This window comes from Pararhodobacter sp. SW119, from assembly GCF_017811755.1.
GTDB lineage: Bacteria > Pseudomonadota > Alphaproteobacteria > Rhodobacterales > Rhodobacteraceae > Pararhodobacter.
In genome coordinates this window covers 109,800-134,847 of the sequence record NZ_JADDJF010000006.1, presented here as the reverse complement: position 1 = coordinate 134,847, position 25,048 = coordinate 109,800, and the positions used below count along the sequence as shown (strand labels likewise).

23 protein-coding genes are annotated in these 25,048 nt (G+C 67.4%); 4 read left to right on the top strand and 19 right to left on the bottom strand.

Going from position 1 to position 25,048, the window contains the following annotated elements; all coding sequences use genetic code 11:
* Nucleotides 1–2: 2 nt before the first annotated feature.
* Together IM708_RS06110 and IM708_RS06105 are read right to left on the bottom strand one after the other, a co-directional pair.
* A complete protein-coding gene (locus IM708_RS06110) occupies nucleotides 3–905 on the bottom strand; it encodes a homocysteine S-methyltransferase family protein (protein WP_209425447.1) in 903 nt (300 codons plus the stop codon).
* 118 nt (nucleotides 906–1,023) lie between these two features.
* A complete protein-coding gene (locus IM708_RS06105) occupies nucleotides 1,024–3,453 on the bottom strand; it encodes an FAD-dependent oxidoreductase (protein WP_209425446.1) in 2,430 nt (809 codons plus the stop codon).
* A gap of 105 nt (nucleotides 3,454–3,558) precedes the next feature.
* Between IM708_RS06105 and IM708_RS06100 the strand changes: the two genes are divergently transcribed.
* Nucleotides 3,559–4,410 (top strand): LysR family transcriptional regulator, encoded by an 852-nt coding sequence (locus IM708_RS06100; RefSeq protein WP_209425445.1) that lies wholly within the window; start codon nucleotides 3,559–3,561, stop codon nucleotides 4,408–4,410.
* Between the two features lie 4 nt (nucleotides 4,411–4,414).
* Here IM708_RS06100 and IM708_RS06095 read toward each other — a convergent pair whose 3' ends face one another.
* From IM708_RS06095 to pyk, 8 genes are all read right to left on the bottom strand, one after another.
* On the bottom strand, nucleotides 4,415–4,882 hold the full coding sequence (locus IM708_RS06095) for a hypothetical protein (protein ID WP_209425444.1): 468 nt from the start codon (nucleotides 4,880–4,882) through the stop codon (nucleotides 4,415–4,417).
* A gap of 47 nt (nucleotides 4,883–4,929) precedes the next feature.
* A complete protein-coding gene (locus IM708_RS06090; RefSeq protein WP_209425443.1) occupies nucleotides 4,930–5,919 on the bottom strand; it encodes a protease modulator HflC in 990 nt (329 codons plus the stop codon).
* On the bottom strand, nucleotides 5,916–7,043 hold the full coding sequence (gene hflK, locus IM708_RS06085; RefSeq protein ID WP_209425442.1) for an FtsH protease activity modulator HflK: 1,128 nt from the start codon (nucleotides 7,041–7,043) through the stop codon (nucleotides 5,916–5,918). Before hflK ends, IM708_RS06090 begins: the two co-directional genes overlap by 4 nt.
* A gap of 190 nt (nucleotides 7,044–7,233) precedes the next feature.
* Nucleotides 7,234–8,595 carry a glutathione-disulfide reductase gene (gene gorA / locus IM708_RS06080; protein WP_209425441.1) on the bottom strand — a complete coding sequence of 454 codons (1,362 nt, stop codon included), beginning with the start codon at nucleotides 8,593–8,595 and terminating at the stop codon, nucleotides 7,234–7,236.
* 7 nt (nucleotides 8,596–8,602) lie between these two features.
* On the bottom strand, nucleotides 8,603–9,385 hold the full coding sequence (gene rpiA, locus IM708_RS06075; protein WP_209425440.1) for a ribose-5-phosphate isomerase RpiA: 783 nt from the start codon (nucleotides 9,383–9,385) through the stop codon (nucleotides 8,603–8,605).
* A 167-nt stretch (nucleotides 9,386–9,552) separates the two neighbouring features.
* The gene (rplT, locus tag IM708_RS06070) at nucleotides 9,553–9,915 is read right to left on the bottom strand and encodes a 50S ribosomal protein L20 (protein ID WP_209425439.1); all 363 of its coding nucleotides are present in this window, start codon (nucleotides 9,913–9,915) and stop codon (nucleotides 9,553–9,555) included.
* A 13-nt stretch (nucleotides 9,916–9,928) separates the two neighbouring features.
* Complete coding sequence (gene rpmI / locus IM708_RS06065; RefSeq protein ID WP_209425438.1) at nucleotides 9,929–10,129, bottom strand: 50S ribosomal protein L35; 201 nt, start codon at nucleotides 10,127–10,129, stop codon at nucleotides 9,929–9,931.
* A 111-nt stretch (nucleotides 10,130–10,240) separates the two neighbouring features.
* Nucleotides 10,241–11,686: a pyruvate kinase gene (gene pyk / locus IM708_RS06060; RefSeq protein ID WP_209425437.1), complete on the bottom strand. Its 1,446-nt coding sequence runs from the start codon at nucleotides 11,684–11,686 to the stop codon at nucleotides 10,241–10,243.
* Between the two features lie 160 nt (nucleotides 11,687–11,846).
* Here pyk and IM708_RS06055 point away from each other — a divergent pair, with 160 nt between their 5' ends.
* Nucleotides 11,847–12,161 (top strand): DUF1244 domain-containing protein, encoded by a 315-nt coding sequence (locus IM708_RS06055; RefSeq protein ID WP_209425436.1) that lies wholly within the window; start codon nucleotides 11,847–11,849, stop codon nucleotides 12,159–12,161.
* A 31-nt stretch (nucleotides 12,162–12,192) separates the two neighbouring features.
* Here the strand turns inward: IM708_RS06055 and phaR are convergent, their stop codons facing one another.
* The 3 genes from phaR to phaC form a co-directional block, all read right to left on the bottom strand.
* A complete protein-coding gene (gene phaR / locus IM708_RS06050) occupies nucleotides 12,193–12,774 on the bottom strand; it encodes a polyhydroxyalkanoate synthesis repressor PhaR (RefSeq protein WP_209425435.1) in 582 nt (193 codons plus the stop codon).
* 204 nt (nucleotides 12,775–12,978) lie between these two features.
* Nucleotides 12,979–13,467, bottom strand: a complete 489-nt coding sequence (locus IM708_RS06045) for a Phasin (protein ID WP_209425434.1) — start codon at nucleotides 13,465–13,467, stop codon at nucleotides 12,979–12,981.
* 146 nt (nucleotides 13,468–13,613) lie between these two features.
* Nucleotides 13,614–15,407 (bottom strand): class I poly(R)-hydroxyalkanoic acid synthase, encoded by a 1,794-nt coding sequence (gene phaC, locus IM708_RS06040; RefSeq protein WP_209425433.1) that lies wholly within the window; start codon nucleotides 15,405–15,407, stop codon nucleotides 13,614–13,616.
* A gap of 103 nt (nucleotides 15,408–15,510) precedes the next feature.
* On the opposite strand from phaC, the gene phaZ reads away from it, so the two are divergent.
* Entirely contained in the window at nucleotides 15,511–16,788 is a 1,278-nt protein-coding gene (phaZ, locus tag IM708_RS06035; RefSeq protein ID WP_209425432.1) for a polyhydroxyalkanoate depolymerase, read from the top strand.
* A 171-nt stretch (nucleotides 16,789–16,959) separates the two neighbouring features.
* Here phaZ and IM708_RS06030 read toward each other — a convergent pair whose 3' ends face one another.
* Entirely contained in the window at nucleotides 16,960–17,529 is a 570-nt protein-coding gene (locus tag IM708_RS06030; RefSeq protein ID WP_209425431.1) for a 5-formyltetrahydrofolate cyclo-ligase, read from the bottom strand.
* Nucleotides 17,526–18,944: a magnesium transporter gene (gene mgtE, locus IM708_RS06025; protein WP_209425430.1), complete on the bottom strand. Its 1,419-nt coding sequence runs from the start codon at nucleotides 18,942–18,944 to the stop codon at nucleotides 17,526–17,528. Before mgtE ends, IM708_RS06030 begins: the two co-directional genes overlap by 4 nt.
* A gap of 113 nt (nucleotides 18,945–19,057) precedes the next feature.
* On the opposite strand from mgtE, the gene guaD reads away from it, so the two are divergent.
* Nucleotides 19,058–20,350, top strand: coding sequence for a guanine deaminase (gene guaD, locus IM708_RS06020; RefSeq protein ID WP_209425429.1), 1,293 nt, complete (start codon nucleotides 19,058–19,060; stop codon nucleotides 20,348–20,350).
* Between the two features lie 291 nt (nucleotides 20,351–20,641).
* Here guaD and IM708_RS06015 read toward each other — a convergent pair whose 3' ends face one another.
* The 4 genes from IM708_RS06015 to IM708_RS06000 are packed head-to-tail and all read right to left on the bottom strand — an operon-like array spanning nucleotide 20,642 to nucleotide 25,012.
* Nucleotides 20,642–21,391 carry a DUF1028 domain-containing protein gene (locus IM708_RS06015; RefSeq protein WP_209425428.1) on the bottom strand — a complete coding sequence of 250 codons (750 nt, stop codon included), beginning with the start codon at nucleotides 21,389–21,391 and terminating at the stop codon, nucleotides 20,642–20,644.
* A 1-nt stretch (nucleotide 21,392) separates the two neighbouring features.
* Nucleotides 21,393–23,180: a gamma-glutamyltransferase family protein gene (locus IM708_RS06010; protein WP_209425427.1), complete on the bottom strand. Its 1,788-nt coding sequence runs from the start codon at nucleotides 23,178–23,180 to the stop codon at nucleotides 21,393–21,395.
* Between the two features lie 21 nt (nucleotides 23,181–23,201).
* Nucleotides 23,202–24,068, bottom strand: a complete 867-nt coding sequence (locus IM708_RS06005) for an ABC transporter permease (protein WP_209425426.1) — start codon at nucleotides 24,066–24,068, stop codon at nucleotides 23,202–23,204.
* Nucleotides 24,065–25,012, bottom strand: a complete 948-nt coding sequence (locus IM708_RS06000; protein WP_209425425.1) for an ABC transporter permease — start codon at nucleotides 25,010–25,012, stop codon at nucleotides 24,065–24,067. Before IM708_RS06000 ends, IM708_RS06005 begins: the two co-directional genes overlap by 4 nt.
* Nucleotides 25,013–25,048: the final 36 nt, after the last annotated feature.

Genomic DNA, 25,048 nt, shown 5'->3' with positions numbered 1-25,048 from the left:
CCTCAGGCGATGGTATGGCCGGCCGCGCGCAGGCGGCGCGCAATCTCGGCGATATGGGCGGGGCCGACCTCGCAGCACCCGCCGATGAGGGTGGCGCCCTGTGCGACCCAGCCCATGGCGAAATCGGCGTAGCGCGCGGGCGTCATCTCGGGGCGGGCGGAGAGGGCGTCGACGGTGGGGCTGTCCTTCAGGAAATCGGCGGTGATCTGCTGGAAGCCGTTGGCATAGGCGCCGCAGGGCAGGCCGTGGGCGGCGAGATGCGGCATGGCCTGGTCCATCGCCTCGGGCGCGGAGCAGTTGGCGAGGAGCGCGGCCACGCCGTCGAGTTGGCCGTTGAGGTCGGCGATGGGCTCACCCGAGCGCAGGCGGCTGCCGTCGCGGTCGTCGACGGTGACCGACAGCCAGAGGGGGATGGCATGTGCTTCGGCCGCCGGGCGCGCACCGGCGATCAGGGCTCGGGCGTGGGCGATGGAGGCGATGGTTTCGCCCAGGAGGAGGTCGCAGCGCGGGGCAAGGAGCTCCGCGACCTCGGCATAGAGCGCGGCGGCCTGGTCGTGCGGCGGGTGCGCGTCGGGCCGGTAGGACGCGACGAGCGGGCCGATCGAGCCCGCGATGCGGCCCGAGCCATGCGCGGCGCGGGCGGCCTCGGCCGCGGCCAGCGCGGCGGCGTGGAGGTCCCTGAATCGGTCGTCGAGGCCGTGCTTTGCCAGCCGGTCGTGGTGGATGGCATAGGTGTTGGCGGTGGCGACGGTGGCGCCGGCGGTGAAGTAGTCGGCATGGATCGCCTGCACGAGGCCCGGGTGGTCGAGCATCACCTTCGTCGCCCAGAGCGGGTGGGGATTGTCGCCGGAGCGGTGGACCAGTTCCTGGCCCATGCCGCCGTCGAGGAGGGTGATCGCGGTCATGGCACTTTCCCTGAGGTCGGGCGCGCAGGGGGTTGCCACCCCCTGCAACCCCCGCCCAGGAGGGGCCGCGGGCCCCTCCTGGACCTCCCCCGGGATCTTTGAGGACAGATGAAAGGGGTCATGCGCGCAGCCGTTCGTTCAGGGGGTCCCAGAGGGGGGCGTCGGGCTGGACCTGAGCGGGCCGCCGTTCGCCGAAGACCTCGACCTCGATCGCGGTGCCGGGGGTGGCGAGGTCGCTCCGCAGCATGCCGAGGGCGACGCAGGCGCCGACGCGATGACCCCAGGCGGCGCTGGTCGTCTCGCCCACCACCTGGCCGTCTTGCCAGAGGGTGGACATGTAGGGCGGATCGGTGTCGCCGGGCGCGACGGTCAGGATGACGAAGCGTTTCGTCGCGCCGCGCTGCTTTTCGGCCTGCATCGCGGGTTTGCCCGGAAAGTCGCCGGACCAGTCGATGAAGCGTTCGAGCCCGCCCTGCAGGAGCGTGTAGTCGGTCGAGAGATCACCCTTCCAGGCGCGGTAGCCCTTCTCGATGCGCAGGCTGTTCAGCGCGAACATGCCGAAGGGCTGCGCGCCTTCCTGGGTCAGCGCATCCCAGATGGCGGGCGCGTCGGCGGGGGTGCAATGCACCTCCCATCCCAGTTCTCCGGCGAAGGAGACGCGCAGGAGCGTGGCCGGGCGGCCGGCGACGGTCACGTCGAATTGGGTCGAGAGCCAGGGCAGCGTCAGGTCCGCGTCGGTCAGGGGGGCGAGCAGGTCGCGCGCCCTGGGGCCGGTGAGCAGGAGGCAGGTGAAGCGGTCGCTCTCGTCGGTGACGGTCACGCCCTCGGGCAGGTCCCGGCGCAGCACATCGGCGTCGTGGGACTGGGCGACGGCGGCGGTGATGCAGGTGATGTCGTCGTCGGCGGCGGGGATCACGCTCATCTCGGTGACGATCCGGCCGCCGGCGTCGGCGAAATAGGCAAGCCCCATGCGGCCGGGGCGGGGCAGGCGCGAGGGGGTGAGGGTGTCGAGATGCGCGCGCGCCCCGGGGCCCTGCAGGCGCAGGCGGGTGAAGCCGGGGATCTCGATGAGCCCGGCATGGTCGCGCACGGCTTCGCATTCGGCCTTCACGGCGGCGAACCAGGGGCCCGCGCGGTCCCAGGTGCGCTGCGCGCCTTCCGACGTGTCGTCGCCGGGGCGCGCGAACCAGTTGGCGCGTTCCCAGCCGTTGTAGGCGCCGAACTGCGCGCCGCGCGCCGCCAGCCGGTCATGGAGCGCCGAGAGCTTCTTGCCCCGCCCGGCCGGCCAGGCGTGATGCGGGAAGTGGATGGCGTATTCGTGGCCGTAGACCTCCATTCCCTTGGCGACGCAGTAGTCGGCGTCCTCGAACCCGGTGAAGCGGCGCGGATCGCAGGACCACATGTCCCATTCGGTCGCGCCCTCGGTGATCCATTCGGCCAGCACCTTGCCGGCGCCGCCACCCTGGCAGATGCCGAAGGTGAAGACGCAGGCCTCATACGCGTTGGGCACGCCGGGCATGGGGCCGATCAGGGGGTTGCCGTCGGGGGTGTAGGGGATGGGGCCGTTGATGACCTTCTGCAACTTCGCCTCGGCCAGAAGCGGCACGCGGGCCATCGCGTCTTCGATATGCCATTCGAGGCGTTCGAGGTCGTCGGGGTAGAGTTGGAAGCTGAAATCCTCGGGCATCGGGTCTTCGGGCGTCGCCCAGTGCGCGCGGCAGGGATTCTCGTAGGGGCCGAGGTTGAAGCCCATCTTCTCCTGCCGCAGGTAGTAGGAACTGTCGACATCGCGCAGGAGGGGCAGCTTGTGGCCGACCTCGCGCGTCCAGGCCTCCAGTTCCGGGATCGTGTCGAAGATCAGGTACTGGTGGCTCATCACCATCATCGGCACGCGCCGGCCGAACAGGGCGCCGACGCGGGCGGCGTAGTAGCCGGCGGCGTTGACCACGATCTCGCAGCGGACCTCGCCCTTTGGCGTCTCCAGCACCCATTCGTCGCCATCGCGCCGGGCGCCGGTGACGGGGCGGAAACGCTCCACCCGCGCGCCTAGGTTGCGCGCGCCCTTGGCCAGCGCCTGGGTCAGCTGCGCGGGGTCGATGTCGCCGTCGTGGGGATCGTAGAGCGCGCCGGTGAGGTCGTGCGTCTCGACGAACGGGTAGCGGTCGCGGATCTGGTCGGGCATCAGGATGTCGAGGTCCATCCCCTGATAACGCCCCATTCCGACGACGCGCTGGAATTCGCGCAGGCGTTCGCGCGTGTGGCCAAGACGCACCGAGCCGGTGACGTGGTAGTTCATCGGGTAGCCGACCGCGTCGCCGAGGCCCCGGTAAAGCTGGGCCGAGTAGCGCTGCATGTTCATGATCGACCAGGAGGAGGAGAAGGTCGGCACGTTGCCCGCCGCGTGCCAAGTGGAGCCGGCGGTGAGTTCGTTGCGCTCCAGTAGCAGGCAGTCGGTCCAGCCGGCAAGGGCCAGGTGATAGAGGCACGAGGCGCCGACCGCGCCGCCGCCGATGATCACAACGCGCGCCTGCAGCGATCCGTCCGCCATGCCGTCTCCCCTCCGTGTACTGCCGAAGTCTCGGCGCGCGCCGGGTGGTTGTCAATTGCCGAACCCTTGGTAGATTGATCAAGGATTGCTATCAGCGGGGCGCCCGTGCAGATCGAGCTTCTGGAGACGTTCCTGACGCTTTGCGAGACGCGAAGCTTTCGCAAAACCGCGGAACGGCTGCGGCTGGCGCAACCCACGGTGACGGCGCGGCTGCGGTCGCTGGAGCGGCAGTTGTGCGTGCAGCTGTTCATGCGCTCGCGCGCGGGCACCGAACCGACGACCGAGGGGTTGAAGTTCGAAAGCCACGCCCGCGTCCTGCTGGCGGAGTGGCACCGCGGCGTGCGGGCGGTGCGCGGCAGCGGAAACCGGGCGCTGATGCTGCGGATCGGGTTGCAGCACGATCTGGTCGGATCGGGCCTGGGCGACTGGATCGCGGCCTTTCGCGCGGCCTTGCCGGATTGCGGTTTCTACATCGAAACCGACTATTCGCCCCAGATGTGCGCCGATGTCCTGTCGGGCTTCAAGGATTTCGCGGTCCTGTTCACGCCGCGGCCCCATCCCGACCTGCACTTCGTGACCCTGGGCGCGCTGCGCTACCGCATGGTGTCAAGCCATGCGCGCCGGTTGGAGGAGGTCGATCCGGAGCGCTATATCCACGGAAACTACGCGCCGGCGATCACCAGCGAGCATGAGCGGCTTCTGCCGGCGCTTTCGGCGCCGCCGCTGGTTGCTGGGCAGAACGCCACGGTCGCCGAAATGCTGACCGCCATCGGGGGATCGGCCTATCTGACCGAGGCGACGGCGGCGGCGCTGGTCGCCGCGGGACAGGTGCAGGAGGTCGCGGATGCCCCGCCGCTGTCGCAGCCGGTGCATGCGGCGATGGCGTTGCGGTTGCGCACCAGCCGGATGCAGTCACAACTTCTGCGCCTCGTGCGGCAGCGCATCGGCGGCGGGTAAGCGGTCAATCGCGCTTGCGGCGGGCGCGGCGTTCCTTTGCCTCGGCGATGGTGGTGCGCGCGGCCTCGGCATCGGTCAAATGCTTGATCAGGTGCTTGTCCCCGCCGCGGGTGATGATCTGCAGATCACCCATCAGCTTGCGCAGCGTCTCGATCTCCAGCAACATGACTGCGCCGCCACTGGGAAGGATGATGCGCCGATCGGTGACCCGCCAGCGCAGGGAAAGCTGCTCGCGCGCCAGGTAGGCGCCGCGCACACCCAGGGCCAGCACCGCGCCGAGCGCGCCGATGGCCGCGTGTTCGCTGCCGATGAGCCAGAGGACCGTCCCCGCGCCCGCCATGCCGACAAGCGCCATGACCGCATGGTCGCGCCAGTAGCGGCCGCGATCAGAGCGGAGTTCAGCCACCAGCTTTTCGCCCGGTTCAAGCTCCGGGGCGCGGCGGGTGGTGCTGGGGATGGTAGATCCGCTCACGGCGTGAAAGCGCCCGCACCCGGCTTGCAGGATGCGGGCTGCACTCTTCAGTTGGTGATGTCGGTGCCGTCGGTCCCGGCTTCGGCGTCGGGTGCCGGTGGCACGCCTTCGGTCGCTGCCGGCGCCTGCTCGGACGTCTGGCCGCCGGCACCAAGCGGAACCACGCGTGCGTTCAGCCCGTCGCTGCGCAGGAACTGGAAGAACTCGCTGTCGGGGCTCAGCACCATCGAGGTGTTCAGCCCGGTCAGCGCCCGTTCGTACGAGGTCAGCGAGCGGGTGAAGGCGAAGAACTCGGGATCGCGGCCGAAGGCATCGGCGTAGACCCGGTTGCGCTCGGCATCGGCTTCACCGCGGATGATCTCGGATTCGCGGCGGGCGGCGGAGACGAGTTCGACCACGGTCCGGTCGGCCAGCGCGCGCACCCGCTGCGCCGCCTCGTTACCGCGCGCGACCTCGTCGGCGGCCTCGCGTTCCCGCTCGGCGCGCATCCGGGCGAAGGTCGCGGCGAGGTTCTGGTCGGGCAGGTCGGTGCGGGTCAGCCGCACGTCGATGATCTCGACCCCCAGCGTCGCCGATTCCCGGCGGGCCAGGTCGCGAATGCGGTTCATCAGGATCGTCCGGTCATCCGACAGCACCGCGCCCGAGGGCACCGCCCCGAGGACTTCGCGGATGGCCGCGTTCAGGATCCGCTCAATCCGGACCTGCGCCGCGCGCACACCCTCGGTGCCAACGGCCTGGCGGAAGCGTTCGACATCGGTGATCCGCCAGCGCAGGAAGGCATCGACCACCAGGCGCCGGTCGTCGAGCGGCGTCACCTCCAGCGGTTGGCTCTGCAGACCGAGAATCCGGGCGTCGTAGCGCACGACCTCCTGGATCAGCGGAATGCGCCAGCCGAGGCCGGGTTCGGTGCGAACCTGCTTGACCTGACCGAACTGCAGCACCAGCACGTTCTCGCGTTCGTCGACGATGAAAAGTGCCGAGAGGGCAACGGCCGCGGCGATCACCACGACCGGCAGTAGCAGGGCTAGTCTTTTCATTCTCCGTTCCCCCTCTGGTTCTGACGCAGCCGGTCAAGCGGCAGGTAGGGCAGCACGCCCGAGCCGTTGTCGCCGGTCACGTTGTCGAGAATCGTCAGATCCATGTCGCCGAGCACCTGTTCCATCGTTTCCAGATACATCCGGCGCCGGGTCACCTCGGGCGCGTTGACGTATTCGCCCCAGACGGCAAGGAACCGGCTGGCCTCGCCCTCGGCGACGTTGACGGCCTGGGCGCGATAGCCTTCGGCCTCTTCCTGGATCTGCGCGGCTTCACCGCGTGCGGCGGCGAGAACCCGGTTGGCATAGGCGTCGGCCTGGCGTTCCAGGCGGTCACGCTCCTGCCGGGCGGCCTGCACCTCGCGGAAGCTGTCGATCACGTCGGCGGGCGGGTCGGCCTTGTCGAAGTTGACGCGGATGATGTTGATCCCGGATTCGTAGCTTTGCAGCGTTCCCTGCGCGGCCTGCAGCAGGTCCGCGGCGATCGCGCCGCGGTCGCGGTTGAGGATCGGCGACAGTTCGGACCGCGCGATGATGTCGCGCATCGCCGATTCCGACACGGCGCGCACGGTTTCATGCGGATCCGCCAGGTTGAAGAGGTAGCGTGCGGGATCGTCGATGTTCCAGACCACCTGGAATTCGATGTCGACGATCGCCTCGTCGCGGGTCAGCATCAGCCCGCGGTCCAGCGTCGTGGCGCCGGTGCCGACCTCGGTCACGCGCTCGGTCGTGACCTGCACGATCTCGGCGCGGACAACCGGCCAGGGCGCGAAGTTCAGGCCGGGCTGCCCGATCCGGTATTCCTGACCGAAGAACAGCTCGACCGAGCGTTCCTCGGGACGGACGGTGTAGAAGGACGCGAACGCCCACAGGACCGCGAGACCGGCAAGCCCCAGTAGCACGCCGCGCCCGCTGATCCCCGGCCCGCCGGAGCCCGGCCGGTTGCCGCCGCCGCCACCGCGTCCCCCCATCAGGACCTTGAGTTGCTGTTGACCCTTCTTCACCAGGTCGTCGATTTCGGGGATCTGGGACCCCTTGTTACCCGGGCCCTGGCCACCGCCAGAGCCGCGCCCGTCGCCGCCGCGATTGCCGCCGCCGCCCCAGGGCCCTCCACTATTGCCAGACATGGCCTCTCCTTGCTTGGATCGTCATTCGTTCAGCGCTGATTGCCACCTCCCCAAGGTGGACGCAACCGTAGTGTGGTCAACCCGCAACTGCGCGGCTGCGCGCCGATGTCGCGCAGAAGTGACCCTGCTGCCGGAACCGCCGCGCGGATCGAGCGTTCTGATGGGTCTAGTTGCGGCCTTTTGCGCGGGGTCAGTCCGTTCGCACCGGATCGCGCATCAGCACCAATTCCTCGCTTATCGTCGGATGCACCGCGATCGTGCGGTCGAAATCGGCCTTGGTCGCCTTCATCCCGACCGCGATGGCCGCGATCTGGATCAATTCGCCCGCGCAGGGTGCGACGATATGACAGCCCAGAACCTGCCCGCTGTCGCGGTCGCAGACGAGCTTCATCATCACCCGCGACTGCTGGCCGGCGAAAGCGGTCTGCATCGGGCGGAAGGCGGTCATGTAGACCGCGACCGCGCCACGCTTGCGCGCGTCTTCCTCGGACAGGCCCACGGTTCCCGCCTCGGGCCGGGTGAAGACCGCGCTGGCGACAAGCGCATGATCGACATGCCACTTCTTCGCCCCGAAGACCGTGTCGGCAAAGGCGTGCCCCTCGCGTATCGCGACCGGCGTCAGGTTGACGCGGTCGGTCACGTCGCCAACGGCGAAGATCGACGGCACGTTCGATTGCGACCATTCGTCCACGACGACGGCACCGTTGGCATTCAGCCTGACGCCGGCGTTCTCCAGCCCCAGACCCTCGGTATTGGCGACGCGGCCGGTCGCGAAGAGAACCTGGTCGAACTCGCGCCGCGCGCCCCGCGTGTCGGTTGCGGCAAACCGGCCGTCGGGCAGACGCTCCAGGTCGACAAGGTCGGTATCGACCTGCAGGCCGATGCCCTGGGCGGCCATTTCGGCGGCGACATGGCCCCGCAGATCCTCGTCGAAGCCGCGCAGGATCTGCGCGCCGCGGTAGTATTGCGCCACCTCGACGCCCATACCGTGCAGGATGCAGGCGAATTCGCAGGCGATGAAGCCGCCGCCGACGAGCAGAATCGAGCGCGGAAGTTCCTCGGTCAGGAAAAGCTCGTTCGAGGTCCAGGCGCCGAGGTCGCGGAACTTCTGCGGGATCCAGGGGGCGCCGCCGGTGGCGATCAGGATATGGCGGGCGCGCAGGCGGGTGCCATCGGCAAGTTCCACGGTGTGCGGGTCGACGACCTGCGCGCGCTGGGCAAACAGCGTGACCCCGGCCGCCTCGGCGTTGCGCGCATAGATCGCTTCCAGGCGATCCAGTTCGGCGTGCAGCGTGGTTCGGAAGCGGGTCCAGTCGAAGGCCTTGCAGCGCGCGTCCCAGCCATAGGCCTGCGCCTGCCGCATCGCGTCGGGATAGCTGGAGGCGAAGACCATCAGCTTCTTCGGCACGCAGCCGCGGATGACGCAGGTCCCGCCCATCCGGTATTCCTCGGCCAGCGCGACCTTCGCGCCGTGCTCGGACGAAGCGATACGCGCGGCCCGCACCCCGCCCGAGCCGCCGCCAATCACGAAAAGGTCGTAGTCGAACGTCATCCGATCCTCACAACTCGCGGAAGATGTTGCTGCTTTCCTCGAAAAGCACGTTTTCCTCGTGCACGGTGCCGGCGTTCAGGTCGCGCGTCTCGACCCGCCCGTCGGAATGGCCGATGACGATCGTGTCGCAAAGACCCAGGAACAGCCCGTTCTCGACCACGCCGGGGATCTGGTTGAGCGCCTGCGACAGCGCCCGCGCGTTGCCGATCCGGCCCAGGGCCAGGTCGAGGATGAAGTTGCCCTCGTCGGTGCGGAACGGCGTCTCCCCCGCCATGCGGCGGCTGATGCCGGTTCCCATGACATCCATGCCGGCCAGCAATTCCTCGATCTGGGTCTGGGTGGTGGTCCAGCCGAAGCCGATCACCTCGACCGGCAGGGGAAAGGCGCCGAGCGTCTTCACCTCCTTCGAGGCGTCGGTAATCACGATCATGCGCTCGCTCGCGGCGGCCACGATCTTTTCCTGAAGATGCGCGCCGCCACCGCCCTTGATCAGCGAGAAATCGGCGTCGAACTCGTCCGCCCCGTCAATGGTCAAATCGAGCCGCCCAGCCTCGTCCAGCGTGACGACCTTCAACCCCTCCTGCCGCGCCTGATCCGCCGTGCGGCTGGAGGTGGCGACACAGGTCAGCGTCAACCCCTCGCTACGCGCCAGGTCGGCCAGCGCGCGGACCATCAGCGCCGCGGTCGAGCCGGTGCCGAGGCCGAGCTTCATGCCGTCCTCGACGAAGGCCACGGATCGTTTCGCCGCCGCGGCCTTGGCGCGGTCGCTGGGGGAGAGGGCCTTGGTCATCGGGGGCTCCTGCGGGTCTGGCTTCGGCACCGGGCATAGCGCAGCCAGAAGGGGCTGTCACGCCATGCGATCGCTGCCGCCGCGACGGATCCAAAGGAAAAGCCCCGCGCGTTCGGCGCGGGGCTTGTCGGAATGCTGTAGCTGAAGATCTTTCGCCGGCGCGCGGATCACGCGGTCGCGGCGCGCGCCTTCTCGACGATCTGGCCGAAGGCTTCGGGTTCGTGCACGGCCAGGTCGGCCAGCACCTTGCGGTCGACCTCGATCCCGGCCTTGTCCAGCGCGAAGATGAATCGCGAATAGGTCAGCGTCGGGTCGATGGCGCGCACCGCGGCGTTGATCCGCTGGATCCACAGCGCGCGGAAGCTGCGCTTGCGGTTCTTGCGGTCGCGGGTGGCGTACTGGTTGGCCTTGTCCACCGCCTGCGTCGCGGTGCGGAAGTTGCGCGAGCGCTGGCCGTAGTAGCCTTTGGCGGCGTTGACGACCTTGCGGTGGCGGGCATGGGTGACCTTGCCGGAGGTTACGCGTGACATGACTTGGGTCTCCTTACCGGTCGTAGGGCATGTAGGTCTTGACGATCTTCGTATCGGGCTCGCTCAGCACCCTTGTGCCGCGTGCGTCGCGGATGAATTTCTTCGTCCGCTTGATCATCCCGTGCCGCTTGCCGGCCATCGCCGACAACACCTTGCCGGTGGCGGTGACCTTGAAGCGCTTCTTGGCGCTTGCCTTGGTCTTCATCTTGGGCATTTCCGTCTCCTTCATTCGAGAGGTGATGCGCGCGACTCGGCATGCCACAACGGCCGGCCGCGCGGGTTTGGAGCGTGCGCTATATCGGTGCGTGCCCCGTGGTTCAAGGGGTTATTCGGCCTCGGCGCGGAAGATCAGCCGCTCGTCGCAGGGCGCCACGCGCAGGATGTTGGTGGTGCCCGGCACGTTGAACGGGATGCCCGCGGTGACCACGATCTGGTCGGTTTCCTCGGCAAAGCCGAAGTCGCGCGCGGCGCGCACCGCGTTGATCACCGCCGACTTGAAGCGGTCGACCGGGCCGGTGGCGACGCAATGCGTGCCCCAGTAAAGGCACATCCGGCGCAGGGCCTCGGTCTTGTGGCTGAGCGCGATGATCGGCACGAAGGGGCGCTCGCGGGCCACCTTGCCGGCGGTGGAGCCCGATTCGGTGAAGCAACAGATCGCCTTGATGTCCGTCGTTTCGGCAATCTCGCGCGCGGCGGCGACGATGCCGTCGGCCACGGTTTCATGCGCGATCCGGCGCGAGGCGGTGATGATCTCGCGCCAGGTCGGGTCGGATTCGACCGACACCGCAACGTTGTGCATCGTCTGAACCGCCTCGACCGGGTAGGCGCCCGCCGCCGATTCAGCCGAAAGCATGATCGCATCGGCGCCCTCGTAGATGGCGGTGGCGACGTCCGACACTTCGGCCCGCGTCGGCATGGGCGAGGTGATCATCGATTCCAGCATCTGCGTCGCCACGATCACCGGCTTCGCGGCGGCGCGGGACTTGCGCACCAGCCGCTTCTGGATCGGCGGCACATCCTGCACCGGCAGTTCCACCCCCAGATCGCCGCGCGCGACCATGATCCCGTCGGAGACCTCCAGGATCTCGTCGAAGACCTTGAGCGCCGAGGGTTTCTCGATCTTCGCCATGATCGCGGTGCGTCCGCGCGCCAGTTCGCGGGCCTCGATCACGTCCGCGGGGCGCTGCACGAAACTCAGCGCCAGCCAGTCGACACCCAGGCTGCAGGCGAATTCCAGATCGGCGCGGTCCTTGGGCGAGAGCGCGGCGACCGGCAGTTCCACATCGGGCACGTTCACGCCCTTGCGGTTCGAGATGGTGCCGCCCACCAGCACCGTGCAATCGGCGTGTTCGGGCCCGCAGTCGTCCACCCTGAGGCGGATCTTGCCGTCGTTGACCAGCAGCATCGCGCCCGGAACCAGCGCCGCGAAGATCTCGGGGTGCGGAAGCTGCGCGCGACTCGCGTCGCCCTCGGCCGGGTCGAGGTCGAGGCGGAAGCGGGCGCCTTCGGCCAGTTCGGCCGCGTCGCCCTTGAACGTGCCGACGCGCAGTTTCGGACCCTGAAGGTCGGCGAGGATCCCGATCGGGCGCCCGGTCTCGGATTCGACGGTGCGGATCATCGCGTGGCGGGCGGCGATCTCGTCATGGGTGCCGTGGCTCATGTTCAGCCGGAAGACATCTGCGCCGGCATCGAAAAGCGCGCGGATCGTGGCGACATCGTTCGAGGCCGGACCGAGCGTGGCGACGATCTTCACGTTGCGCTGACGTCTCATGCCTCGGTCCTGCTTGTTGCCTGCGCCAGTCTATCGCGCATTTGCAACAGCAGGGCAACCGGCGCGGGCGGGTTTCTGATAACGCTAACGCAATTTTCGGGGCTTGACCGGGATGCGCCGGCAGACCAGTTCCAGAAGCAGGAAAACCCGGGAGATGGACATGGACGAGGCCACCCGCACCCGCATCGAGGCTGCCGCGTTTCGCCGCCTGCTGCAGCACCTGATGCAGGATCGCACCGATGTTCAGAACATCGACATGATGAACCTGGCCGGCTTTTGCCGGAACTGCCTGAGCCGCTGGTACCAGGAGGCCGCCGCCGACGAGGGCGTCGCGCTCGACAAGGCCGAAGCGCGCGAGATCGTCTACGGCATGCCCTATGCGGACTGGACCGAGAAGCACCAGTCGGAGGCGAGCGCGGAAAAACGCGACGCCTTCGAAAAGGCCTTTGCCGAGAACGTCGGGCGCAAGGACTGACGCCGCGGGTCGCGGCGCGGGGTCGCCCCCGCTACCTGCTCATCTTGGCGAGTTTGGCTTCCAGTGCCGCAAGCTGGCGACGGATCTCGGTGAGGTTCTCTTCCTCCTCGGCGGTTCGTTCGCCCGGCTTGGCTTCCTGCTCTTCCTTTTCCGCCAGGGTCTGCCAGCCCGACACCATCGATTCGAGGAACGCCAACTGCTGGCGCTGCATCGCCTCAAACCCCGGCATCTTGGACAGTTGCGCCATCATCGGATTGATCGACTGCATCTGCTCGGCGAACTTGCCGGGTCCGCGCCGCAGCATGTCGAAGGACATCGCCAGAAACTGCGGCACGACCGACCGGGTCTGCGCGGTGTAGCTGCGCACGAGGTCCGTCAGCACATCCAGCGGCAGCACGTTCTCGCCGCGGCTTTCGTGCTCGGCGATGATCTGCAGAAGGTATTGCCGGGTCAGGTCATCGCCGGACTTCAGATCGACGATCTGGACCTCGCGCCCGGCGCGGATGAAGCGGGCGATGTCTTCCAGCGTGACGTAATCACTGCTTTCGGTATTGTAGAGCCGACGGCTGGCGTAGCGCTTGATCAGGAGTGGCTTGGCACTGTTGTCGGACACCGGAGAAAACCCCTTTGTTGCATTGCAGCAAGCCTAGACCTCCTTGCGGCGGCATGAAACAGTTTTTTCGCAAGGCGCGGCTATCCAGGGACTGCCGGGTCGGCGCAAAGAAAAAGCGGGCGCGCCCTGGGGCACACCCGCTCTGACGGGACCGACCGGGAGGAGGCCGATCCGCATAACTGGGCGCTGACGCGCCCGTACCGTTTACTTCGCAGCAGCGGTGGTGGTCGCCGCTTTCTTGGCCGCGGCGGTCACTTCGTCGGTCGCCTTCTTGGCGGCGGCGGTGACGTCATGCGTGGCCTTCTGCATCGCGGCAGTGGCTTCGGCGGACATGTCCTTGCCGGCGGCCAGCATCAGCTCGACGGTTTCCATCTGCACGCGCTTGGCGATTTCGGCATAGGTCGCCATGTGCTCGGCGGCCAGTTCGGCCGAGGCCGAGGCGAAGTCGGTGACCGACTTGGCGTATTCGGCGGGCTCTTCCTTGACGGTCGAAACTTCGCCCATCTTGGCCAGCGTGGATTTGGTCCATTTGCTGGTCACTTCGGCCGATTTCTCGGCGGCTTCCAGGTAGACCTTGCTCATCCGCTCGCCCAGCTGCGCCTGCGTACGGAACGCGTCCTGCATCGCTTTCGGGTCGACGGGGAAGGCACCCATCATGTCTTGCATCATCTTGTTCATGTCGTTCTTAGCCATGGTATTTCTCCTTGCGGTCATTCCGGGTCGTCCGGTTTGTGCGACTGAACGGAATATGAATGCTGCAGCGCAGAAAATCAACCCCTCTTTCTGCACTGCAGCAAAATTTTTCCGACCATCAGGCCGCGCCGTGACGATGCCCGCGCTCAGCCGTCCTCGGCGTTCGGGTCAGCCGTCACATAGGTGCCCGGCGCCGGGGCGAGAACCTCCTCGGGCAACGGCCGCGCCGCGATCTGCTTGCCCGAGCGACCGCGCAGCCACGCCTCCCAGCGCGGCCACCAGGAGCCCTCGTGATGGGTGGCGCCCGCCCGCCAGTCGTCCGCGTCCTCCAGCGTCGCGTCGCTGATGTAGTGGCCGTACTTCTTCTTGCTGGGCGGGTTCACGATCCCGGCGATATGGCCCGATTCCGACAGGATGAAGGTCTTGTCCTTCGACCCCATCTGCGCCACGCCCCGGAAACTCGACTTCCAGGCGGCGATGTGATCGGTCTCGCAGGCCACGGCGCAGAGCGGCACCTTGACCCCCTCGATCGTGACCTTCTCGCCGCAGACGGTGTAGCCCTCCTCGGCGAAACGGTTCTGCTGGCACAGATCGCGCAGATACTCGACCACCATCTTCGCCGGCAGGTTGGTGCCGTCGCCGTTCCAGTAGAGCAGGTCGAACGCCGGCGGCGCGTCGCCCAGCATGTAGCTGCGGATCGCCGGACCGTAGATCAGGTCGTTCGAGCGGAGGTAGGAAAACGTGCGCGACATGTAGAAGAAATGCAGAAAGCCCTTCTCCCTGACCTCGGCCTCCAGACCGTCGATGAAATCGTCCGACAGGAACACACCCACCTCGCCCTGATCGGAAAAATCGGTCAGCGTGGTGAAGAAGGTCGCCGACTTCACCGCTCGGTTGCGCCGCTTGTTCATCAGCGCCAGCGTCAGGCTCAGCGTGGTCCCGGCGATGCAGTAGCCGATCGTGTTGATCGTCTTGACGTCGCAGATCTCCTTGACCTTCTCGATGGCGGTCAGGAAACCCTCCTCGACATAGGTGTCCATGCCGACGTCGCGGTAGCTGGCATCGGGGTTGACCCAGCTGACCACGAACAGCGTGTAGCCCTGATCGACGATCCACTTGATCAGGCTGTTCTGCGCCTTCAGGTCCATGATGTAGAACTTGTTGATCCACGGCGGAAAGATCAGCAGCGGCGTCTCGTAGACCTTCTCGGTGGTCGGCTTGTACTGGATCAGCTCGAACATTCGGTTGCGGAAGACCACCGCGCCCTCGGTCGTCGCGATGTTGCCGCCGACCTTGAAGGCTTCCTTGTCCGAAAGCGTCACCAGCAACTCGCCGTCGTTCGATTCCAGGTCGCGGACCAGGTTCTCCATCCCCTTGACCAGACTTTCGCCATCGGTCGCCACCGCGCGTTCCAGCGCATCGGGGTTGGTGGCCAGGAAATTCGTCGGCGCCAGCATGTCGATCATCTGCCGGCCGAAAAACTCCAGACGCTTCTTCTCGCTCGCATCCAGCGTGTCGAGGTTGGCGATCGCCGCCTCCATCGCCTGCGAGGACATCAAGTATTGCTGCTTGACGAAATTGAACCAGGGATGCGATTTCCACAGCGGATTGCTGAAGCGGCGATCGTCGGGGGTGTGGTCCTCGGGCGGGGCCAGCTGCCCCTTGCGCAGGACTTCCTGCGCCTCGACGAAATGCTTCAGCGTCTTGCCCCAGTAGCCGACCTGATGCTCGAGAACTTTCGACGGGTTGTTGATCATCTCGCTCCAGTAGGCCGTCGCGGCCCGCATGTAGAGCGCCGGGTCGGGCCCCTGCAGCTCGCTGCGCTGGGGCTGCTTGCGCGCAAAGGCGGTGATCAGGCGTTGTGTCAGCGCCTCGATTCGCGCGATGTTCGTGTTAAGTTTGTCCAAATTCTTGGATTCGTCGTCTCCTGACGTTGCCATGACCTCATTCCCCCCCTATCTTCCTGCACTGCAGCATAAAACGGATCGCCTCCAGTTGCAAAGAAACGACTGAGCCGAGCCGCACCATAAGCAGGAGACATGCATGAGGCAGATGGCCAGCTACGACCTGATGGAAGCGGCGCGCAACACCAACGAGTGGATGGGCGCCTCGGCGCGCGCTTTCGCGTCATACCCGATCTGGGGTCTTGTGCCGCATCCGATGTTCAAGGTCATGTCGGCTTGGGGCCGGGTGACCGAGCGCGCGTTTTCCCGGATGACGATCAAGCCGGACTGGGGCATCCGCACCGTCGTCGCCGAAGATGGGCGCGACCACCTCGTCGAGACCTCGGTGGAGCTTTCGCGCGACTTCGGGGATCTGGTCCGCTTCAACGTCCACAACCGCCCCGAGAAGCCGCGCCGCATCCTGCTGGTGGCGCCGATGTCCGGCCATTACGCGACGCTCCTGCGCTCGACCGTGGCCAGCCTCCTGCCGGATGCGGAACTCTGGGTCACCGACTGGCACAACGCCCGCGACATCCCCGTTTCCGCCGGCAAGTTCGATATCGAGGATTACACCCAGTACCTCGTCGATTTCATGAAGCACATGGGTCCGGACACGCATGTCGTCGCGGTATGTCAGCCGGTGCCGCTGGCGCTCGCCGCGACCGCGATCCTGGCCGAGGACGACCCCGAGGCCCAGCCGCGCACCCTGACGCTGATCGGCGGGCCGGTCGATCCCGATGCCGCGCCGACCGAGGTGACCGATTTCGGCCGTCGCGTGACGATGGGCCAACTCGAGCACCTCGCCATCCAGCGCGTCGGCTTCAAGTATCGAGGGGTGGGCCGGTTGGTCTATCCCGGGCTCCTGCAGCTTGCCGGGTTCATCTCGATGAACCTCGACCGCCACGCCGAGGCCTTCGCCGACAAGATCACCGCCGGCGCGCGCGGCGAAGACAGCGAACGCGACAAGCACAACCGATTCTACGACGAGTATCTGTCGGTGATGGACATGACCGCCGAATTCTACCTCTCGACGGTCGAACGCATCTTCAAGGACCGCGAAATCGCGCGAAACGCCTTTACCGTCAACGGTCGACTGGCCGATATCGGCAAGATCAACCGGGTCGCGGTGAAGATCGTCGAAGGCGCGAAGGACGACATTTCCGCGCCCGGCCAGTGTCTGGCGGCGCTGGAGTTGCTGACCGGGCTGCCCGACGACAAGAAGGCGCAGCATCTGGAACCCGGCGCGGGCCACTACGGCATCTTCGCCGGCCGCAGCTGGCGCGAGAACATCCGCCCGCTGGTCTTCGAATTCATGGACGCCAACGGCGCGCAGCCGCCCAGCGGCACGCGGTTGTCGCTGGCCGCCTCGAACCCCTGATCGCCGCGCCTCGCGCCCGCCCGATGGCTGGCGCGAGCGTGCAACTTCGCGGCCTTGTCCAGAAGTTTCATTGCGGTTAACGGCGTCAGATTTTCCTGCTTTACCAGCGCGTTGCGAAAGTGTCCAAATTTGGACACTGCCGCGCATCTGCCCGAAAGCCGCGTTGCGGGCTCAGGTCGTGAAGTGCCGCACGCCCGTCTCGGTCACGATCAGGTCGAGCCGCTGGTCGAAGGCGTCGATCGGCACCTCCGGCAGTTCCTGCGCGGCATAGGCGAAGCCGATCGCCAGCACCGGCCCGGCGGCGCGCAGCGCGGCCAGCGTCCGGTCGTAGAATCCCCCGCCATAGCCTAGCCGATAGCCGCGCGCATCAAAGCCGACCAGCGGCACGATCAGGACCTGCGGCACCATCACCTCGGCCGTCGCGGGGATGCGCGCGCCGAAGGGGCCGTCGATCATCGGCGTGTCCGGCGCCCAGCGGTGGAAGACCAGCCCCTGCCCCGGCCCGAGGATCACCGGCACCCCCACCGGCCCCCGATGCGCCGCCATCACCGGAAGCGGGTCGACCTCGGTCCGGATCGGCATGTAGCCCGCCAGCGGCGCTGCGGCCTGCGCGGCCAGCGCCGCCGCCAGATGCCCCTGCGCCCCGGCGTCCAGTCCCGCCCCCTGCGCCGCCCGGCGCGCGGCAAAGGCCGCCTTGCGGGCCGCGGCCTTCGCCTGCGCGATCGCGTCGGTTTCGGTCACAGCAGCATGATCGTCGCAAGCCCGAGGAAGGCGAAGAAGCCGACGACATCTGTCACCGTGGTCACGAACGGACCGGAGGCAAGCGCGGGGTCGATGTTCAACCGGTCCAGAACCACCGGCAGGACGATCCCCGCCAGCGCCGCCGCCGCCAGCGTCGCCACCATGGCCAGCGCGATTACCAGCGCAAGCATCGGAATCCCGAACCAGAACGCCGCGACCCCCGCCATCAGCGTGCCGAACGCCAGGCCGTTGATCGCCCCGGTCATGACTTCGCGCCAGATGACCCGGCGTCGGTTCTGCCCGGTCAATTCGCGCGTCGCGATCGCCCGCACCGCGACCGTCATGGTCTGCGTGCCGGCGTTTCCGCCCATCGACGCCACGATCGGCATGAGCACCGCCAGCGCCACCATCGCATCGATCGACTCGGAGAACTGCGCGATGACCACCGAGGCCAGGATCGCCGTCAGCAGGTTGATGAACAGCCAGATGAACCGTGCCTTCACCGTGTCGAGGACCCGGTCGCTGAGCGAGCTTTCCTCGTGCACCCCGGCCAGACGCAGGATGTCCTCCTCGTGCTCCTCGTCCAGCACGTTCATCGCGTCGTCGATGGTAATGACGCCGACCAGACGCCCGCCCGGATCGACCACGGGGGTCGAGATCAGGTGGTACTTGTTGAACATGTAGGCGACCTCGGCCTCCTCCTCGGTCGCCTCGACGGTGCGGAATTCCTCTTCGGTGATGTCGGTCAAGGGCGTGTCGCGCCGCGACGACAGCACCCGCCCCAGCGTCACATGCCCGACCGGCCGGTGGCGCGCGTCGACCAGGATGACGTGATAGAACTGGCTGGGCAGCCATTCGATCGCGCGCAGATGGTCGATAGTCTGCCCGACCGTCCAGTCCTGCGGCACGGTCACCGTTTCCGACTGCATCAGCCGGCCGGCGGAATATTCCGGCCAGGACATGGCGCTTTCGACGGCGGCCCGGTCGTCGCTTTCCAGCGATTGCAGGATGAAGGCCTGGTCGCTGTCCTCCAGATCCTCCAGCAGATCGACGACATCGTCCGAATCAAGCTCGCGCACCGCGTCGGCCAGCACGTCGCGCGGCAGCGCCTCGATCACCTCTTCGCGGATCGATTCGTCCAGCTCCGACAGGATCTCGCCGTCGATATGCGCCGAATAGAGGGCCAGCAGCCCGCGCCGTTGCTGGCCGCTGATCTGTTCGATCAGGTCGGCAATGTCGGCGCCGTGCAGCGGCTCCAGTTCCGCGGCAAGCGTTTCGCCATCGCCCGCGTCGATTGCGTCCAGCACACGGCCCAGCCGCGCCGCATCCAGTTCGGGCGCGTCGCCCGCCTCGGCTTCGGTCGGATCGGCGGCGGTGGCGGGCTCGGCGTCGTCCTGGCGTCGGTCCTCGGTCATCGGCCTCCCCTTCGGCTCTGGTGTTTCGGCGGGCGCTCTCTCTCCGATGGTTGTTATGCGCAAACGGCTGCGCGATAAAGCCGCTCTGTTGTCCCTCCACCCAAGAGTTGCCCATGCCCGACATCCTGATCGGCCAGACGCTGTCCTTCGCGGCCGATCCCCAGATCGCCGGCGTCAGCGCGGCCCGCCACGAAACCCGCGGCGGCCTACTGCTCGACAGTGGGCGGATTCGCGCCCTTGGCGCCGCGGAGGATCTGGTGCGCGCCCATCCGCAGGCGCGCGTGCACGACTACGGGCAAGCGCTGATTTCCGCCGGCTTCATCGATGCGCATGTCCACTATCCGCAGACCGCGATCATCGCCTCCTGGGGCAAGCGGCTGATCGACTGGCTGAACACCTATACCTTCCCCGAGGAAATGCGGCTCAACGACCCCGCCTTCGCCCGCGCCACGGCCGAGAGCTGCCTCGACCTGATGCTGGCGCATGGCACGACGACGATGTGCAGCTATACCACCATTCACCCGGCAAGCGTTGACGCCTTCTTCGCCGCCGCGCAGGCACGCGGGATGCGCGCGCTGGCCGGCAAGACCTGCATGGACCGCAACGCGCCCGAGGGGCTGCGCGACACCGCGCAGTCGGCCCATGACGACAGCGCCGCGCTGATCGCCCGCTGGCACGGGGTGGATCGTCTTTCGTATGTCATCACCCCGCGCTTCGCGCCCACCTCCAGTCCTGAGCAACTGGAAGCGCTCGGCGCGCTCTGGGCGGCGCATCCGGACTGCCTGATGCAGACGCATCTGAGCGAGCAGACCGACGAGATCGCCTGGGTGCGCCGCCTGTTCCCCGCGGCGCGCGACTATCTGGACGTCTATGAAAGCTTCGGCCTGCTGGGGCGGGGCGCGGTCTTCGGCCACTGCATCCATTTGGAGCCGCGCGAGCGTGCGCGGCTGCTGGAGGCCGGCGCGGCGCTGATCCATTGCCCGACGTCGAACACCTTCATCGGCTCGGGGCTTTTCGACATGGCCGGCCTGAAGGCCGAGGGGCAGCGCATCGGGCTGGCCACCGATATCGGCGGCGGCTCGTCCTTCTCGATGCTGCGCACGATGGCCGCGGCCTACGAGGTGGCGCAACTCGGCGGGACCGCGCTGCATCCGGCCGCGCTCTGGTGGCTGGCGACGGCGGGCTCGGCCGCGGCGTTGGGGCTGGGGGACCGGATCGGCAACCTCGCTGTGGGGATGGAGGCGGACCTGGTGGTGATCGACCTCGCCTCGACCCCGGCGATCGCGCAGCGGGCGGCGCGCGCCGAAAGCTTCTGGGAGGCGCTGTTTCCGACGATCATGATGGGCGACGACCGCGCGGTGCGGGCGGTCTGGGTCAACGGCGCGCCGGTCGCGCGGCCGGGCTGAGGCACGCGCGCCGGTTCTGCCTGCCGGCTCCAGACCCGCGCCCCGGAGGCTGGCGGGCAGCACTGCTCACGCGTGAGCAGCCTGGCAAGACATTGAAAAGGATGCGCAAAATTCAAAAATTAACCGCAATGAAAGGTTCGTGCCCGCGCGCGGCTTACCCCGCGGTTCGCCCAATCCCCTGCCGTCAAGGGTCGTGCCGCCCTGCGCAAAACCTTTTCCAGAAAGTTGCGATCACGAATTAGTGTAAACGAAATCAGTATCTTGATGAATTGTCCGCATGCGGACGCTCGGTCACTTGTTCACCATGCGCGAGGCGGACGCGATCCCCTTCGCTGCACGCTCCGCCTCCAGCGCCGCGATGCGGGCGTCGATCGGTCGGCGGTCGATCATGCCATCGGGATTCGCGCGCGTCGGCATCGTTTCCGCGACGTGCAGGAAACGCTCCTGTGCGACGGCATGGAGCCGGCGCAACTCGGCAAGGGGATCGCTGTCGTCGTCGGCACGGATATCGAGCCAAGCGTAATCCTGATCGCGATAAATCGCCAGCGCCGCGGACTGGCGGCCCCGCTTGTCGCCGCCGGCATCCTCTCCGGCCTGCATCGCCGTCAGCAGCCTTTCGGCGAACTGAAGGTCCCTGCCGGCGCGATAGCTGGCCAGCGTCGCCTCCAGCACCTGCGGCCCTTCCAGCATGTTGCCGGCGACCGACACGCTGTCCGCCACCAGGTGCCCGCACCAGTCGATGCAATCGGCGCCGGTGAAGGCGGCGGCACTTCCCTGCGCGTCGATCAGGTGCAGCTGTCGGTTCGGGTGCCCGGCGTCCGCCGCGACCAGGCGGTCGATGACCTCCTGCGGGGCGAGCCCCTCGGCCAGCATGCGAAGCCCCTCGGTGCCCCACATCGGGCTGATGAAGGCCTGCGTGGCGATGGCGCCCAGCCCTCCGCGGATATGCGGCACCACCGCGCCGACGGCGAAGAAGCGGCTGGCGACAGCGATGCCCAGGCGGCCGGTCGCGGAGTCGCGGGCGGTGATCGACCAGGTCATCTCAACGCCCCACCGCGTAGGCCTGCATCAGCCGCGGCGTCGCCGCCGCGCGCAGCAGCCCGTCGGGGTCGCGCCGGGCGGCGGTCAGCCGTCCGACCGACCAGTTCGGCGCTTCGGTCACGCGATGGCCGCGGGCGCGCAGATCGTTCAGCACGCCAGAGCCGATGTTGCGCTCGATCATCAGGCCGCCGGGTTCGCGGGCCCGGGGGTAGAACGAGGCCGGAAAATGCGTCGTGTGAAAGAGCGGCTGGTCGATCACCTCCTGCAGGTTCAGCTTCGAATGGACGTAGCGCAGGAAGAAGACCAGTTGCCACTGATCCTGCTGATCGCCGCCGGGGGTTCCGAAGACCATCTGCGGCTGCCCATCCTTCAGCGCGAGCGACGGCGTCAGCGTCGTGCGCGGCCGCTTTCCGGGCGCGAGCGAGGTCGGCAGGCCTTCTTCCAGCCAGAACATCTGCGCGCGGGTGTTGAGCGCGAATCCCAGTCCCGGCACCACCGGCGAGGATTGCAGCCATCCGCCCGAGGGCGTGATGGAGACCATGTTGCCCTCGGCGTCGATCACGTCGATATGGACCGTGTCACCCTTCTTTTCGGTCAGGTGCGCCATCGTCGGCTCGTAGACCGCCTGATCGGTGGGGCTGAGCGCTTCGAGCATCTTCAGGGTGCGTGCGCGCAGATCCTCGTACCCCGGTACGGTGCCGGGGTTCAGGTCCAGGCTGGCGCGGTCGGTGATCAGCGCGCGGCGGGCGGCGTTGTAGTCGTCCGAAAGCAGCGCCTCGAGCGGCACTTCGCTGAACGCGGGGTCCCCGTAATAGACCTCGCGGTCGGCGAAGGCGAGCTTCTTGGCCTCGGTCACGGTATGCACGAACTCCGCGCCCAACGGGTCCATCGCGCCCAGATCCAGCCCCTTCAGCAGCGCCAGGGCCTGCAGGAAGACCGGCCCCTGCGTCCAGGGTCCGCATTTGGCGACGGTCCAGCCGTGGTAGTCATGGGTCAGCGGTGCTTCGATCCCGGCGTGGTATCCGGCCATGTCGTCGGCCGTCAGCACGCCCTTGTGCCGTTCGCCCGACGCGTCCAGAACCTCGGCGGTGTCGAGGAAGGCGGCGATCTTCTCGGCGACGAAGCCGCGGTAGAAGGCGTCGCGCGCGGCTTCGATCTGGTCGTCGCGGTCCGATTTCGCCTCGGCCTCGGCCAGGATGCGGGTCCAGGTTGCCGCCAGCGCCGGGTTGCGAAAGTTCGAATGCGGCGCGGGGGCGGTGCCGCCGGGCAACCATGTCTCGAACGAGCTTGGCCATTCCTTGCGGAAGAAGTCGCCGAGCCCCGCAATGGTGTTCGCGACGCGGGGCAGCATGGGATGGCCGTGTTCGGCGTAGAAGATCGCGGGTTCGAGGACGTTGCGCAGGGGCAGGCGGCCGTAGTCGCGCAGCATCAGCATCCAGCCGTCCCAGGCGCCGGGAATGACGGTCGCCAGCAGCCCGTCGCCCGGGATGACGGTCAGCCCCTCGCTTCGGTAATGGTCGATGGTGGCGCCGGCCGGGGCGGGACCCTGGGCGCAGATCACCTCGACCTTGTTCTTCTTTTTCGAGTAGAGGATCGCCGGCATGTCCCCGCCCGGACCGTTCAGATGCGGCTCCAGCACCTGCAGGACCAGACCCGTCGCCACGGCGGCGTCGAAGGCGTTGCCGCCCTTTTCCAGAATGCCCATGCCGACGGCCGAGGCGATCCAGTGGGTCGAGGTGACGACCCCGAAACGGCCAAGCACTTCGGGCCGGGTGGTGAAAGACGACATGCGGTTCCTCCGGAGAAATGATCAGTGTTCGCGCGGGTCGAGCGCGTCGCGCAGCCCGTCGCCCATCAGGTTGAAGCCCATCACGACCAGAAAAATCGCCGCCCCCGGCCAGATCGCCATCCACGGCGCCTGGCTGAGGAAGTTCTTGGCGGTGTTCAGCATCGACCCCCAACTGGGCGAGGGCGGCTGCTGACCGAGGCCGAGGAAGGAGAGCGACGCCTCGGCGATGATCGCCGTGGCGACGGTCAGCGTCGCCTGCACCAGGATCGGTGGGATCACGTTGGGCAGGATGTAGACCGCCATGATCGCGAGGTTGCCGAGGCCTATGGCGCGCGCGCCCTCGACGTAATCCTCGGTCTTGACCGAGAGCACCTGCCCGCGGGTGAGGCGAATGAAGATCGGCACGGCGGACAGGCCGATGGCGATCATCGCGTTGGTCAGGCTGGGACCCAGGAACGCGGCCAGCGCGATCGCCAGGATCAGGAAGGGCATGGCCAGCAGCGCGTCGGTCGCGCGCGCGATGATGCTGTCGGTCCAGCCGCCGAAATAGCCCGCGACCAGCCCGAAGGGCACGCCGATCACCACCGCGATCAGGACCGAGACGACGCCGGCCAGAAGCGAGGCGCGCGCGCCCCAGACCATGCGCGAAAAGAGGTCGCGCCCGATCTCGTCTGTGCCGAGCCAATGCTCGGCCGAGGGGGCGAGGCGGATCTTGCCCCAGTCGGTCGTAGCCGGATCGGCGATGGGCAAGATCGGCGCCAGAACCGCAAGCAGGACGAAGGTGATCACGACGACCGCGCCGACAAGTGCCGCGCGGTTGGCGCGCAGCTTCTTCCAGGCGCGGCTGCGGCTGCGTGTGGGAAGGGCGATGGCGGATGTGGCGCTCATAGCGTCTGCCTCATGCGCGGGTTGAGCAGGACGTAGAGGACATCGGCGATGAGGTTCATCAGGATGAAGCCCACCGCGACGCACAGCACGACGCCCTGCACGACGGCGTAGTCGCGGTTGAAGACGGCATCCACGATCAGCTTGCCGAAGCCCGGGATGGTGAAGATCTGCTCGGTCAACACGGCGCCGGCCAGAAGCTCGCCGAATAGCAGCGCCGAAAGCGTGACGATGGGCAGGACGGCATTGCGGAATGAATGTTTCAGGATCACGACCTTTTCGCGCAGGCCCTTGGCGCGGGCGGTGCGCACATAGTCCGACTGCAGAACCCCCAGCATGGCCGAGCGGGTGTGCCGCATCAGCGTCGCCGCCAGCGCCGTGCCGAGGACGAAAGCCGGCATGATCATCGTCTCGAGGGACCTGACCGGATCGCGCCAGAAGGGCTCGTAACCCGAGGCGGGAAGCCAGCCCAGATTGACCGACACCAGCAGGATCAGGAGGATGCCGAGCCAGAAGTTCGGGATCGACAGGCCAGAGAGGGCGATGAAGTTCGCGATGTAGTCGATCAGCGTTCCCTTGCGCACCGCCGAGATGATGCCGGCGGGAATGCCTACGAGGAAGGCGAAGAACATTGCCATGACGGCAAGCTGGATGGTCACCGGCAGCTTGTCCGCGATCAGTTTCGTCACCGGATGCTGCGTGCGCAGGCTCATCCCCAGGTCGCCCTGCAGCACGTTCCAGAGCCAGTGGAAATACTGCACGATCAGCGGATCGTTCAGCCGGTACTGTTCGCGCAGATAGGCCAGCACCTCGGGGTCGCGTTCTTCGCCGGCCATGACCAGCGCCGGGTCGCCGGGCAAAAGCTTTTGCAGCATGAAGACGAAGACCGACACCAGCAAGAGTGTCGGGATCGCGATCAGGATGCGCCGCAGGATGTAGGAGAGCATCGCGAAACCCCGGGGTGGAGGGGTGGGCGCCCGTCG